Here is a 13,367-nt window from a genome sequence, read left to right as displayed (position 1 = left end):
CAACTACAGAGGCACAGGTCACAGGGTCGAAGCCATCAACCTGACGCTGGCTCTGTAATGACACCACTGCGCTGGCATCGCAACGGCACTTCACAATCATGCTGCGGCCGCATCAGGTCGAAGCCGTGGACGCCGTTGTGCGCGGGCTGTCCCTGCCTGCGGACGGGACCATGCCTGTGGGCGGGCTGCGCGGGCAGGTCCACATGGCCACCGGAACCGGCAAGACCGTCACCGCGGCCGTCGCCGCGCTGCGGCTGTGCCCGGACGGGGTGATCGGCGTCCTGGTCCCCACCCTGGATCTGCTGACGCAGACGATCGAGGCGTGGCGCCGGGTGGGGCACAACGGCCCGGCCGTCGCCGTCTGCTCGCTCGGAGCCGACCCGCTGCTGGAAGCGCTCGGGGCGCGGTGCACGACCAACCCGACGCAGCTCGCCCTGTGGGCCGACTCGGGCCCGATGCTGGTGTTCGCGACGTACGCGAGCCTGGCCTCGCAGGGCCTCTTCGACGACCAGGACAACGACACCGGAAGCGAGACCCTCGGCGTGCTGGAACAGGCGCTGCGCGGCTCCTACGGCCAGACCATGAGCCCTTTCGACCTCCTGGTGGTCGACGAGGCGCACAGGACATCGGGCGACGGCTCGAAGGCGTGGGCGTCCGTCCACCACCAAGGCCGCATCCCCGCCGCCCGGCGCCTCTACATGACCGCGACCCCGCGCCTGTGGGAAGCAGGCCCCCGCAGGAACGGCCCCGGCACAGCCGAGGCCGGCGTGCCGGGCAGGGAAGTGCCGGGCGGGGAAGTGCCGGGCAGGCGGCTCGTCGCCTCGATGGACGACACCACCCTGTACGGTCCGGTCCTCCACGAAACCGGCCTCATGGAAAGCGTCGAGCGCGGGATTCTGGCGCGGTTCGAGGTCGACGTACTGGAGATCCGCGACCCCTCACCACTCAGCGGGCAGGCCACCGACGAGGAGCGGCGGGGCCGGCGGCTCGCCGCCCTCCAGGCAGCCCTCCTCAAGCACGCCGACGAGTCAGGCGTCCGCTCCTACATGACGTTCCACTCCCGGACACTGGACGCGATGAGCTTCGCCCGGGCGATGCCCGAGACCGCCGCCCGCCTCCACCACACCGACCCCGCCGCCTACCCCAAGCGGGTGGGCTCCGAGTGGCTCTGCGGCGAACACCCCGCCACCCACCGCCGCGACGTCCTCACCCGCTACGCCGACGGCCTGGACGCCGAAGGATGGGTCACCGAGATGTCGTTCCTGGCGTCCTGCCGGGTCCTCGGCGAGGGAGTCGACATCCGGGGCGAACGCGGAGTACAGGCCGTCGTCTTCGCCGACACCCGCTCCTCGCCGGTCGAGATCGTCCAGATCATCGGGCGGGCCCTGCGCCAGGAACCCGGCGACGGCAAGATCAGCCGCATCATCGTGCCCGTCTTCCTGGAGCCCGGCGAGGACCCCGGCGACATGACGGCCTCCTCCAGCTACCGCGGCCTGGTAGCGATCCTCCAGGGCCTGCGAGCACACGACGACCGGGTCATCGAACGCATGGTCCTGCCCACCACCACCGCACGAGGACAGATCACCTCCGTCCTCGCCCTCGACCCCCAGCAGCCGACCCCGGCCGGCACCCACGGCGACCAGGACGACGAGCAGCACGGCAAGGACGACGGCCAGGTCGACGAGCGTGAGCGCACGCCGGCCGGCACCGGAGACGACAAGCAGAGCGACGACAAGCAGAGGGACGGGAAGGACGAGGACCAGGACGGCACAGAGACCGGAACGGCCCCCGGCATCATCCCCGTCACCACACCGCTGCTGCGGTTCTCCCTCCCCCGCGACCCCGAAAGCGTCGCCCTGTTCCTGCGCACCCGCGTCCTGCGGCCCGACACCGAGATCTGGCTCACCGGATACCACGCCCTGCGCACCTGGGCCCGCGAGCACGGACACGCCCAGGTCCCCAACGACACCACCATCGAACTCGGCGACGACGGCGACACCTACAAACTGGGGAGCTGGGTCAGCGAGCAGCGCCGCGCCTTCGCAGCCGGGACCCTCAAGACGTGGCGGACAGACCTCCTCAACGAGACGGGCATGGTCTGGTCCGTCGCAGACGCCGGATTCTGGCGCACCCTCACCGCGGCCCGGCAGTACCACACGGTGCACGGCACCCTCGCCGCCCCACGAGACGCCGTGGCCGAAGGGGTGGCCGTCGGCCAGTGGCTCGCCAACCTCCGTCGCCCCGGCGGCCTCGGCACCGACCCCCAACGCGCCGACGAACGCCGCCGGGCCCTGGAGGCGATCGACCCTGACTGGAACCCCCGGTGGTCCGTCGAGTGGCAACGCCACTACGCCACCACCCGCACCCTCCTGGCAGAGGAAGGCGGGCTCACCAACGTGCTGCCGGGCGTGACCGTCTACGGCTGCGACGTCGGCGCCTGGATCAACCGGCAACGCGAACACACCACGTGGGAGGGGCTGCTGCCCGAGCAGCAGACGCGGCTGGAGGCCCTCGAGTTGGTCCCGCTGCCCGCAGCACCGAAGATGAAGCCGGCAGCGTCGGCCGGGGCGTTCGAGCGTGGGATCCTCGCGCTGGAGCAGTACCGGGCCCGCACCGGGAGCGTGACCGTGCCCCGGGCCCACGTCGAAACCGTGGTCGTCGACGGCGAAGAGCACGCGGTGAAACTCGGTGTGTTCCTGACCAACAGCAAGACCAGGCGGGCCAAGCTCACCGCAGACAAACTCGCCGCACTCGCCGCACTCGGACTCGACTGGGCGGCGGCGTAGTACAGCGGGGTGGGCCGCAAGACTTCTCTCTTGCGGCCCACCCTGGTGACTTCGGGTTGCGGTCTCACGCGGGAGGCAGGCCCAAAAGCACCGTCCCGGTGTATGCGGCAACCACGCTCCCCGGGGCTCCACTGACGAACGAGTCGTTCGGCGGCTGGACCAAGACGTTCACCGGCCCCCGTCTCTGCGCGGCCATCGTCGACCGCCTCACCTTCAACGGCACCATCATCGAGACCGGCACCGACTCCTGCCGCCTTGCCGGCACCCGAGCACGAGCCGAGGAACCCGCCCAGGCCAGCTGATCACCACGACAGCCGCCGAGGGAGACCCCGACTACGTGTCCGCTCGGGTCCAGAACTGACGCGGCGCGAACCCCTCGCGCCGCAGCCAGTGCTCGGTATAGACGATCCGCTCGGCTTCGATCACGACGAGCGGTCCCGACTGCGGTTCGTCGAGAGAACACGACCGTTCGACGTGGTCGGACTGCCAGCGGAAGGCCGGCCAGTAGTGCTCGAAATCCGCGTCAGCCTCGGACAGGACGCGGGCCTGGCCGAAGAGCTGGGCACCTCGGCTGCTGGCCTGTCCGACCAGCGGAGCGAAGATCCCCACCGACACCCTGGGATCCGCGGCGAGATTCCTCATCTTCGGCGAACCAGCGGACGTGGAGAACATCACCACGAAGTCGAGGTGGAAGTACCGCACCGGCGTCGCGAGCGGCCCCTCCGGTCCCACCGTCGCGATCACACACATGTTCTGTGATGAGAACAGATTGAGTATGCGCTCTTCCAGCCGCTCGCGATCGAGCCGCTGCTTCGGTGACGGGCCGGCCAGCCACGGATTAGTCACAGGCATGATCAAGTATCCCACGCCCGACCCCGAGGGGGTCTGCTGCACCTTCGGGTGCTCCGATCAGGCCCTGGGAAGTTGCCTGAAAATGACCGGGGCCGATCTTGGTGTGGTCGACAGTGCAGCGCGTGGAAGAGACGTCGCCCCGCCTTGAGGGCCTGCTGCTACCGTCCATCGCGGACGTGTCGGTCCTGTCGCTGAACGTGAGTCACGAGGCGATACGCATCGACCTGTGCAGTACGACGGACGGGGCGGCATGCCCGGACTGTGGGAGCGAGTCAACCCGGGTGCACAGCTCTTACCTGCGGTTTCCTGCAGACGTGCCGAGTGGGGGACGTCTGGTGCTCCTCCGACTGCGAGTCCGACGGTTCTTCTGTCAGCAGTCGTCCTGTGCTCGGCGGACGTTCGCTGCGCAACTGCCAGGACTGACCCGGCGGCACAGCCGGTGGACCGAGCGGTTGCGGTCGACTCTCGCCGCGGTAGGTCTCGCCCTCGACGACCAGTTGGAGCAGACACCACTCACCTGCCGGAACGGGCCACGAGCAACGGCTGGAAGAAACCTGTCTCCTGCGGCATCCGCCACCGGACGTCGACGAATCCCGCCTCTGCGGCAAGGCCGGCCAACCGGTCCTGCCCGAGAGCCCAGTAGGCGGCTCGGCGGACCTGAACACGCCATTGTCCGCCCTGCGCAATGAGCTGGAAGTGCTCCAAGTCGTAGTGCTCACCATCGTCGTGCCAGTGCCACAACTGGAAGGTGACGGCCCGTTCGCCCGCGTCGCCGCTCCGGTGGACCTGCGGAGACGCCGAAACGGGACGGTCCCGAAGCACGTCGTCGTAGTGGCGTGTGCTGACCAGCAACAGGCCGCCGGTACGCAGTACACGGCGCATCGCAGCCAAGGCGGCGCACACGTCCTGCTCCGTCAGCAGGTGGGGCAGCGAGTTGTCGGCGCAGACCACGACATCGAACCGGCCATCGGGAAACGGAAGGCATCGCATGTCCGCAGCCGCCGTACGCAGGCTCAGGCCCCGGCGGGCAGCCTCGCCGGCGGCGCGGGCGACCGCACGGCGGCTGAGATCGGTACCGGTGACACGGTGCCCCTGCAGGGCCAGACCGATCGCCTGCGTGCCGATGCCGCAGGAGCAGTCGAGCACCTCGACGCGATCCTGACCGATAAGGGCGTCGAGGGCGTCCCCCTGCAGGCGGATCCCGGTGTCCCAGTCCGAGTAGATCAGGTGGTAGTCGTCGGCCAGTTCGTCGTAGAAGCGCGCCACCGATGCCTCACGCATGGCCGAAGGCTACCGGGACCGATCAACCGACGGAACCGGCCGCATCCGACGGAACCGGACGCATCGGTGGTCAGCGCGACCATCCTCACGGACTACGGAGCCCACGCTCACCGCAGCGACGGCCGGCTACTGGCTCCCTGACACGTTGCCGCACTACCGTCCCTGGATGCGGATGTATCTCTCCTCCTTCCGAACAGGCGACCACCCGGACCGGATGCTCGCGCTTGTGGCCCAGCCGGCCTCCACGGTGAACGCGGCGGTGATCGTCAACGCGATCGACGCCCTGCCGGACCACGAGCGCGGAACCGCCGTGGAGCGCGAACTGGCCGCTCTGGAGGAACTCGGGCTGCGGCCCGTCGTTGTCGACCTACGCGCGTTCTTCGATCATCCCGCAGACCGCGTCGCGGCCGCCCTCTCCCGTTTCCAGCTGGTCTGGGTGCGCGGCGGCAACGTATTCGTCCTGCGCCAAGCCCTCGCCCGCAGCGGTGCCGACAAGGTTCTCGTCGAATTGGTGCGGCGGAACGCCATCGTCTACGCCGGGTACAGCGCGGGCGCATGTGTCCTGGCTCCCGACCTGCACGGACTGGAACAGTGCGACGACCCGAAGGCGGTACACGCAGCCTACGGCGACCAAGCCCGCTGGGACGGGCTGGCTCTCCTCGACTACGTCGTCGTACCCCACATCGGCTCACCCGGACATCCCGAGACCGAGATTCTCGGACTTGTCGCGGATCGCTACCGCACCCAGGGCATCGCCCATCAGCCCCTGCGCGACGGCCAGGCCATCGTGATCGACGACCAAGGCACAAGCGTCCACTGAACGGCACCACAAACCACACACCGGTCACCGGGGAGCTGGCCCTTTTCTGGTGGTGGCCCGCCGGGTGTGCCGACAGGTGCACTGCCGGAACCGAAAGCGCGGGAGCCGAAAGCGCTTTGGGTACCGGCGCACACGTTGTTGAGTACGGATGCTCACTCCGCGGCAACGGCCCGGTGGTCACAGTGGACGGCACAGGACCGAGCGAGCCACTGGAGACGATGATGCACCTGCCCCGCAGGACGAACCGAGCCGCCACCCCCCTCCGGGCCCGAGGAACGCGCCTGATCCTTCTGTCTCTCGCGAGCGGGGCCGCCGCGCTGGCGCTCACCGGATGCGGCGGGTTCGAGTACCGCGAGGCCGTCTGCGGCGGCGGCGAGTATCCCGTGATGTCCGTGGGCGGTACCGGCTCCGCCTGTGTGCAGGACGACGAGGAACCCCCGGCCGGGTACGTGCGGTACCCGAAGGGAAAAGTCCCGCAGCAGGTCGACGACAAGTGGGACGTTTACTGGGACACGCACACGCTCGACCGCGAAGGGCACATCGTGGACGCTCCGGCCGGAGGCTGACAGCACGCGGGCGGTCCGGCGACATCTCAGTGACGGGCCGCCCCCGGCGCGGCCCCGTCCAGACATCTCCCACAAGCCGTCAGAACACCACCGGGTGTGGGTTTTCCTCACATCCAGGAACCACACCCGGCCTGTCTCGTCGGGAATCTCCGGGCTCCGGGTCAGCGCTGCCGGCACTGCTCCCGGATGATCCCGCAACGCACTCCCCCACGGTCCGCGCCACCGAAGCAAATGCTGTCCGGCACCGAGATCTCGCCTGTCAAGGTCAGCCCGGCCTTCTCCATGACACGACGGGATCGGCTGTTCACGGTCATCGTGTCGGCCCAGGCCGAGCGTATTCCGAGCTCGGTGAAGCCCTTGCGCTGCAACTCGAGCGAGCCCTCGCCGGCTTCCCCCCTGCCCCAGGCAGCCCTGCTCAGCCGGAAGCCCAACTCGGCTTCCTCACAAGGCCCGTCGACGGATCGTAGTGGCATCCATCCACCCGATGAACGCGCCGCCATCCCTCTCACGCACAGCAAACAAGGCCGAGCTCCCCCTGCCACAGCCGGTGCTGTGCGACGATCGTGCGGCATCACGCGCCCGCGCATCTCTGCCGCGGATGTCCGCACCTCGTCGGAGGAAGGCAGTGCATCACCTCAGGGTCTCCGTGTCGTCGTGCGGCTCGACCAGCAAGCCAGCATCCCCGAAGATGAGCTGACGCAGCCTCAAGCGTTCGGTATCCAGCCAGACGTCCACGGGCCCGGATCCTCCCGAGGGCGACGGCACAAGGACAGCCCCTCTGTCTGGCGCCGCGTCGGACGACGTTCCTGGTCATGGGGAGAATCATCCGCCGACTGGAGGAGTGTGACCGTGGAGACTGCCGACCGCGTGCTGACCGCGGAGGTGATCGCAGCACTCAGGTACTGGCCCCACACCATCTGGGTTGGTCAGAAAAATCCTCCGGACCCGGTGGCCATGGCCGTCCTGCCGCCCTTCTTCAACGAGGTACTGCAGGACCTTCCGTGGTGGAACCGGGAGTGGAGAGTCGACCGTGTCCAGCCGGGACTCCCCAACGAGACCGGGGATCACCGCTGCGATCCCGCCGTCAGGTTCACCGAGGTGTCGATCCCGGGAACGGTCGCCTCAGGCAACGGCGAGAGCCTACCGCTCGTCGCGAAAGTCGGGTTCACGGGCGACCGGCTGATCCGCTTCCAAGCCCATATCGGTGACATGGTCATCGGCCCGGCCGTTGCCCCTGCCGGACAGCCGGAGCCGCATCCGTTCGCACGGATGCTCACCGGCCTGATGGACCTACGCGGAATCTCGGTCAGGGACATGGCCAGGGCCACCGGACTGTCGATGTCCACCGTCCGCATGCTCCGCCGCGGGCGCAACCCGGATCTTCCACATGCCCGCCTGATCGCCGAGACCCTGAACATGCCGGAAGCGGACATCAGAATCATCGCCGGACTCGACAACGGCATTACGTGACAGCCTACTTCCAGCCGCACGCGCACGGCCAGACCGAAGTGCCGGGACGGGCCGGGCAGCGGCGGCTCCCAGCTCCCTTTCTGCAGTGATCCGGCGCGCATGGTGCCGGAATGATCGTGATGCCGGAGGAGTTCGTGCGCAGCACCGTCGGCCCGCGAAGGGGAGGACGGGGCGGCGTGGCTCGGCCGGCTGCCCGGGATCGTGGAGGAGTTGATGGGGCGCTGCGGGTGTGTACTGGATGGTGAGGTCACGCATGGGAGCGTGGGCGTCATCGTTCCCGTACGGCGCGCCGCAGAGAACACGGCGCTGAAGGTGCCGTACATCCTGGGAACATCCACGAGCCGGACCCGTTCGCCGCCTGGGGCGGGCAGGGTGCCGTGTTGCCGCACGAGCGTGCCGACGCGCATTTCGCGATGCTGCCGGAGCGGCTTGAGCCGTCGGACCCCGGGTTGAGTCGTCGGACCCCGGCGGAAGTCGAGGAAGATGACGCGTTGGCGAGGGTCGCCGGGCGGTCCAACCCTCGCTCAGCCGTCCCCCCACCGCCCGGACTGCCCCGGCTGAGCGACCAGGCCGACGCGTGGGAGCAGCAGTTGCGCAGGAACGCCGTGGCGATGCCGCTCGCCTTGCCGTCCCGGGTGGTCGAAGCATCGGTGGCGACCGTCCGGGAGTTGGGCCGAGCCCAGCCGGACCGCATCGTCCATGGCGACCTCCATGACCGCAACATCCTGTGCGCACGCCGCGAGCCATGGCTGGCCGTCGACCCCCAAGGGGTGTGTCGGAGACCCTGCCTATGACTGCGGCACTCTCCTGAAGTCCCGCGCCCTGACGCTCTGAAGACGGATAATCTGGCGACGGCGGCCGATCGGGTCTTGGACGTGTTCGCCGAGGCAGCGGAAATCGACCGTCAGCGCGTCCGGCGATGGGCTCAGCCCCATACCGTTCAAGCCGCGTTCTGGGGCCGCCGCCACGGCTTCCGTTCACCCGCAGCGGTCCCGATCTGGACTGGCTCACCCAGTTCGCCGACCACCTTGCACAACTACTCACCGAGCGTCCGGGGTCTGCCCGGCATCGGGCCCGCCTGAGGACCTGGCGTCCTTACGGGACGCGGACACCATGGCATGATCCCCGGCATGGGGATATACAGGTGGGGGAAGGCTGCGGCAGGAGTTCTGCTTGTCGCCGCCGCGATGGCAGCCATGAGCGGCTGCGCGGAAGAGACGGACACGGCCGCCACCAAGAAAGAAACGCCTCCGAGTCCAAGTCCCACCGTATCCTGGCGGAGTGCGACCATGCAGGACGCGGCGCGCATGTTCCAAGAGGACTTTCAGGAACTGACCTCGGTCGGCTGTTCCACAGACTGCGGGCCGGAATTGGTGAATCTCTTCAACGACGCACGGCTGCTCACGGAACTGATGCAGGAGTCAGGAGCGCCAGAAGGCACCTACGACAAACCGATACGTGTGTTCACCAAACTGGAGAAGGGGTTCACCACAGCTGCGAAACTTAGCGGGAAGGCACGTCTCCCACCCATGCTCGGACCGGCACATGAGCTGAACGACTGGCTTGAGACCAATCCCAACGCAGTACCCAACGACCAGCACCACTGATGACCGTTTGGCGTCCGCGTCCCGGCAAGAAGCACTCACCTCTGAGCCTTTATGCTCCTTCGCGGCCGGGCCGCAAGCCAGTGGGAAGGCATGCATGAACGCGTTCCTTTGGAGCCGGGGCTGGCAGCGGGGCAAATGCGGGCGCCAGCCGCATTTGCTGGTACGCACGACAGTGAACGGTCTTCCACGGCCTGTACCTTTCGGGCGGATCACGCCACTGCGCCCCGGTCCCCACTCGGTACAGAACTCCCGTTGATCACCTGCCGGTGATCCCGCCACACGCCAAAACGCCCGTTGTCGACCGGCAGGAACGGCCGTGGCCGAGCAGGCCGCCCGGGCCCGTTCGTCCCTGCGGGCGCAGACGCCGGCGTGGAAGCTGGCTGCCCGCGTCCAGTACGCGAGTGGTGGGGCCCTTGGGCGAGCCTTTGATGCCAGTGAACTGCCCGCTCTGTAGGCACGGTTCATCAAGGAGCTGCGGGCCTCTCCCAGGCCCCGACGTCTCCTGGCCGCACGGCAGCGAACCGGAGCCGACGGGCGAACAGCGCGTGCGGCTGGTGACGGGCCTCTCCGGGGCGGGGAAGAGACCTGAACGAGGCACACCACCGCCCCGTAGCCGCTCCCGGTGACCTACTTCGATGCCTCCAGAGGGCACCTGCGGTGGTGCCCGGCGCGCCGGCCCCGCAGGTTCCTCCCCTGCAGCTGAGCAGGCCCGGTACCGTCAGCCTGCCGAGCGGGGCCAGCATCGGCGTGTCTCGGGCCGTGCACGGCCGACCGGTCCACAACGGCACCCTTGTCGCCGCGGTAACGACAGCCATGATCAGTGCGCGGAAGAGACGGACACATCGGACAGGCCGTGTCTGACAAATGATCCCTGAGAGGGCGGTTCGTGTGCATGTGACACTTTCTTGTCTTGCAGGGCGCTCATCTGCGGTTACTTCGAAAGGCGCTGTCCGGTGGGGCCACAGGCGATACTCGTCCTGTGGACTGGTTGGAGCGAGCTCGGGCGGCGGAACAACTTCGAGATTGGGACGAGGCGATCGCGCTGGTGAGCACTCACGCCGAATGCTCCTCCCACGACCCAGACATGCACAACAACCACCTGTGGCACATGGATCTGCTGGTCCGAGCGGAACGGATTTCAGAGCTTACGGAGCGCGCCCTCACAGATGACCACGCACGTCGAAGACTTAACAGATCGCTTCGAGAGCGGGGTATGGAGGCGGCACTGTGTGGCCGCGCCGAAGACGGCGATTGTGACGCCCTGTACGTCCTTGTCCGACTGATGTGTGAGACGGGTCGGATACAAGAAGCTCAGAAGATAGTTGCGAACATCGGCCCGGAGGACCAGTACGCACGCCAGATTGTGGCCGGCGATTGCGGGACATAGGTCTCCGGCTACGGCTTTCTCACGAAGCTGCCGGTGCCGGCCTCGGTGAGGGTGCCGAGTTCGACCAGGCGTTTCAGCTTGGCGCGGGTGCCCTCGACGTTCTTCGGCAGCAGTTCGTGGCCGAGGGCTTCGCAGACGTCCTCGGCCCGTAGCGGCCCGGTCGCTTGGTTGAAGGCGGCGAGGATGCGGGGGTAGTCCGGGTGCCCGGCAGGCCCGGCACGACGGCCGGAAGCCAGTCCGCGAGGCCGATGACGGTCTTGCGGGTGATCGCGAGGTGCTTCAGGTGCGTCTCGGCCTCCCGCAACCCGCTCTGCGGGTCGTCGATCTGTGTGCGGAGCTCGTCCGCCAGGGCCCGGGCGGCGTCTTCCTGGAGGTCCAGGCGACAAGCAGGGGCTGGATGTTCACGCTGCCACCGCCCGCTCCATGCGCCAGGTGGGGGCGTTCGCGCCGGTGAGGCGTCGGGTCATGACGCGGGGCATCGTCCAGTGGACCCGGGAGACGGAGAGGGGCGGCGCTCGTAGTCGCGGACCAGGCGCCGATGCAGTATCAGGATCCCGTAGCTCTGCTCGACCCTCCGCCTCTTCGGCTGCTGCACGAACACCTTGGCATGCGGGTTGCGTGCGACGATCTCGATGTCGATGCCCAGGCCGGTGCCGTGCGTGACGACCTGGTTCTTGAAGCCCTGGGCGGCCAGGTCTGACAGTCGTAGGGCCAGTTCAGAGGTCGGCTCAGGCAACCTGCTCCCGCGCTTCGCGTGGTTGCCGCAGCGGGGTCAGGCCTGCGTCTGCCGGGCGGGAAGGGCGTGCGACAAGAGAAACTCGGTCGCCCCGGCAATGGCCTCGGCGGAGGAGGCATGGACGGCCTCGGACTCCTTCTCCCGCTGGTCCGCGGCGGTGGCCGTGAACCACCAGGCGTCGGCATCCGGGTCATGGTGGATGACGGCGGCGCCACCGGCGTACTGAAGCGGGACCGACGTTCCGGCAGCCTTCTTGGCCACTGCGTGCGGCCACTTGAGGCGGGCCGACTGGCGCTTGATGCCGCCCCAGGCCGCCCCCAGCTGTGCATAGTTGACTCCGCTGCGGCCGGCGACGGTAGCAGCGCTCTCGGCCAGTCGGTCGACGGACAGTTTGGCTTCGTACAACGACCTCAGCATGGCCAGCTGCACATCGGGAGCGGCCATGAGCGCGGGGTCGAAGGACTTGTCGGCGGCGCGATAGGCGAGAGCACGGGTCGAGATCCCCTCGGCCAGCGCCCGGACCGCCTCCAGCACCTTGTCGTCCATGGCGAACGAGTCGCCCTCGGTGGGCTCGCACCAGGCGGGCTCCACCAGAGTCATCACGGTGGTCCAGAAGTCCTCGTCGTCCCTGTCAGGGGTCGGGATCACATCGTTCATGCGACAAGCTTACCTGTCGCAATCTTTAGCGACAAGTAAAACTGTCGATGATGAGTTGCGGTCGGAGAAGATCCAGCGCAGTGAGATCCCGCTGGCGGTAGAGGTCCGCGTCGGCGAGATCTGATCCCATGCCCTGCTCGTCGGTGGCGAAGGTGGTGAGCGCGAGATGGCCGCCGGGCGCCAGGACGCGGTCGAGAAGGGCCAGGTAGCTGACCCCGGCGGTGGGGCGGCAGGTGGTGGAAACACCCTGAGTCGACGACCAGGTCGTACGGACCGCTGCTGGTCACAGCCGGTCAGCGAGGAGACAGCCCGCATTTCGCGGCCGTGCTGGAGGCGATCCGGGTGCCTCGCCTGGGACTTGGCCGGCCCCGGGTTCGTCCGATGCGGGTGCGTGGTGACAAGGCCTACTCGTCGCGCGCGAACCGTGCGTATCTGCGTCGGCGCGGGATCCGTTGCACGATTCCGGAACCTGCCGATCAGGCCGGCAACCGTAAGCGCCGGGGTATGTCTGGCGGGCGGCCTCCGGCCTTCGACCGTGAGGACTACAAAGCCCGGCACGCGGTCGAGTGCGGCATCAACCGGCTGAAGCGAAACCGGGCGGTGGCCACCCGCTTCGACAAGCTCGCGGTCCGATTCGAAGCGACCGTCCTCGTCGCCGCGATCAACGAATGGCTGTGACCTGCCGGAAGTGTCGGTCCCGCATGTCATTCTGACCGCAGTCAGGTCGGCGGATAGAGGGGAAACAGGGGCGATGGGGGCTGCGTACTACCGGGCAGAGAGTGAGAGCGGCGACCACATCGAGGACCCGTCCGAGGACGCACTGTTCATGCTGATCGACGACCTCAACACCTCGGACAACACCTTCGTCGTCATCCAGCCCGACGAGGACGACCCGGCCTGGTTCACCTCCGTCGCGGTCCTGGACGAAGGCGGCTACGAGGTCGTCCGACGCGACACCACCCGCCGCGAACACGACGTCATCACCGAGACCAGCATCGATCGGATCGCCCGCGACCTCACCATCTGGATGGCCACCCGCGACTTTCCCGGACGGCCTACCCAGCACACCAGCAACTTCTAAAACACGCCCTAGGTGTATTGATCACGAGCGTTGTTGACGCGGGGGTCTTGATCAAAGGCGAAGACCTCCGGTGTGGTGGAGCTGTCTAGGACTGCACCACACGGAGGTCTTCGTGTCCCACCGT

At 68.0% G+C, this 13,367-nt stretch carries 10 protein-coding genes and 7 pseudogenes; 10 read left to right on the top strand and 7 right to left on the bottom strand.

Annotation, left to right across the window (positions count from 1 at the left end):
• Window positions 1–98: 98 nt before the first annotated feature.
• On the top strand, window positions 99–2,786 hold the full coding sequence (locus ACGFNN_RS35035) for a Helicase associated domain protein (protein WP_393561961.1): 2,688 nt from the start codon (window positions 99–101) through the stop codon (window positions 2,784–2,786).
• Window positions 2,787–2,920: 134 nt separating this feature from the next.
• Window positions 2,921–3,088: pseudogene (locus ACGFNN_RS35030) on the top strand (ATP-binding protein); the annotation flags it as partial.
• Window positions 3,089–3,119: 31 nt separating this feature from the next.
• Here ACGFNN_RS35030 and ACGFNN_RS35025 read toward each other — a convergent pair.
• Complete coding sequence (locus tag ACGFNN_RS35025; protein WP_393561963.1) at window positions 3,120–3,638, bottom strand: pyridoxamine 5'-phosphate oxidase family protein; 519 nt, start codon at window positions 3,636–3,638, stop codon at window positions 3,120–3,122.
• 101 nt (window positions 3,639–3,739) lie between these two features.
• On the opposite strand from ACGFNN_RS35025, the pseudogene ACGFNN_RS35020 reads away from it, so the two are divergent.
• Window positions 3,740–4,003 (top strand): annotated as a pseudogene (locus ACGFNN_RS35020) (transposase family protein); the annotation flags it as partial.
• 148 nt (window positions 4,004–4,151) lie between these two features.
• Here ACGFNN_RS35020 and ACGFNN_RS35015 read toward each other — a convergent pair.
• Window positions 4,152–4,919: a class I SAM-dependent methyltransferase gene (locus ACGFNN_RS35015; protein WP_393561960.1), complete on the bottom strand. Its 768-nt coding sequence runs from the start codon at window positions 4,917–4,919 to the stop codon at window positions 4,152–4,154.
• A 166-nt stretch (window positions 4,920–5,085) separates the two neighbouring features.
• Between ACGFNN_RS35015 and ACGFNN_RS35010 the strand changes: the two genes are divergently transcribed.
• Complete coding sequence (locus tag ACGFNN_RS35010) at window positions 5,086–5,739, top strand: Type 1 glutamine amidotransferase-like domain-containing protein (RefSeq protein WP_393561959.1); 654 nt, start codon at window positions 5,086–5,088, stop codon at window positions 5,737–5,739.
• A gap of 221 nt (window positions 5,740–5,960) precedes the next feature.
• Window positions 5,961–6,305: an SCO0607 family lipoprotein gene (locus ACGFNN_RS35005; RefSeq protein ID WP_393561962.1), complete on the top strand. Its 345-nt coding sequence runs from the start codon at window positions 5,961–5,963 to the stop codon at window positions 6,303–6,305.
• Window positions 6,306–6,466: 161 nt separating this feature from the next.
• Here ACGFNN_RS35005 and ACGFNN_RS35000 read toward each other — a convergent pair whose 3' ends face one another.
• Window positions 6,467–6,778 carry a GNAT family N-acetyltransferase gene (locus tag ACGFNN_RS35000; protein ID WP_393561958.1) on the bottom strand — a complete coding sequence of 104 codons (312 nt, stop codon included), beginning with the start codon at window positions 6,776–6,778 and terminating at the stop codon, window positions 6,467–6,469.
• Window positions 6,779–6,959: 181 nt separating this feature from the next.
• On the opposite strand from ACGFNN_RS35000, the gene ACGFNN_RS34995 reads away from it, so the two are divergent.
• The 3 genes and pseudogenes from ACGFNN_RS34995 (at window position 6,960) to ACGFNN_RS34985 (ending at window position 9,382) form a co-directional block, all read left to right on the top strand.
• Window positions 6,960–7,775, top strand: coding sequence for a helix-turn-helix domain-containing protein (locus tag ACGFNN_RS34995; protein ID WP_393561957.1), 816 nt, complete (start codon window positions 6,960–6,962; stop codon window positions 7,773–7,775).
• 110 nt (window positions 7,776–7,885) lie between these two features.
• Window positions 7,886–8,823 (top strand): annotated as a pseudogene (locus ACGFNN_RS34990) (aminoglycoside phosphotransferase family protein); the annotation flags it as partial.
• Between the two features lie 82 nt (window positions 8,824–8,905).
• Window positions 8,906–9,382 carry a hypothetical protein gene (locus ACGFNN_RS34985; RefSeq protein WP_393561964.1) on the top strand — a complete coding sequence of 159 codons (477 nt, stop codon included), beginning with the start codon at window positions 8,906–8,908 and terminating at the stop codon, window positions 9,380–9,382.
• A gap of 166 nt (window positions 9,383–9,548) precedes the next feature.
• Here the strand turns inward: ACGFNN_RS34985 and ACGFNN_RS34980 are convergent.
• The 4 genes and pseudogenes from ACGFNN_RS34980 to ACGFNN_RS34965 form a co-directional block, all read right to left on the bottom strand.
• Window positions 9,549–9,690 (bottom strand): annotated as a pseudogene (locus tag ACGFNN_RS34980) (transposase); the annotation flags it as partial.
• A gap of 1,480 nt (window positions 9,691–11,170) precedes the next feature.
• Window positions 11,171–11,463: pseudogene (locus tag ACGFNN_RS34975) on the bottom strand (IS5/IS1182 family transposase); the annotation flags it as partial.
• A 78-nt stretch (window positions 11,464–11,541) separates the two neighbouring features.
• Window positions 11,542–12,162 carry a hypothetical protein gene (locus ACGFNN_RS34970; protein WP_393561956.1) on the bottom strand — a complete coding sequence of 207 codons (621 nt, stop codon included), beginning with the start codon at window positions 12,160–12,162 and terminating at the stop codon, window positions 11,542–11,544.
• 82 nt (window positions 12,163–12,244) lie between these two features.
• Window positions 12,245–12,440 (bottom strand): annotated as a pseudogene (locus tag ACGFNN_RS34965) (class I SAM-dependent methyltransferase); the annotation flags it as partial.
• On the opposite strand from ACGFNN_RS34965, the pseudogene ACGFNN_RS34960 reads away from it, so the two are divergent.
• Window positions 12,439–12,840, top strand: a pseudogene (locus ACGFNN_RS34960) (transposase); the annotation flags it as partial. The pseudogenes ACGFNN_RS34965 and ACGFNN_RS34960 sit on opposite strands and share 2 nt — an antisense overlap.
• Window positions 12,841–12,913: 73 nt before the next feature.
• Entirely contained in the window at window positions 12,914–13,243 is a 330-nt protein-coding gene (locus ACGFNN_RS34955; protein WP_393561955.1) for a hypothetical protein, read from the top strand.
• Window positions 13,244–13,367 lie beyond the last annotated feature (124 nt).

It is taken from the genome of Streptomyces sp. NPDC048590, from assembly GCF_043199535.1.
Taxonomy (GTDB): Bacteria; Actinomycetota; Actinomycetes; order Streptomycetales; family Streptomycetaceae; genus Streptomyces.
The sequence above is the reverse complement of the archived record's forward strand: the minus strand, read 5'-3'. Positions and strand labels throughout refer to the sequence as shown.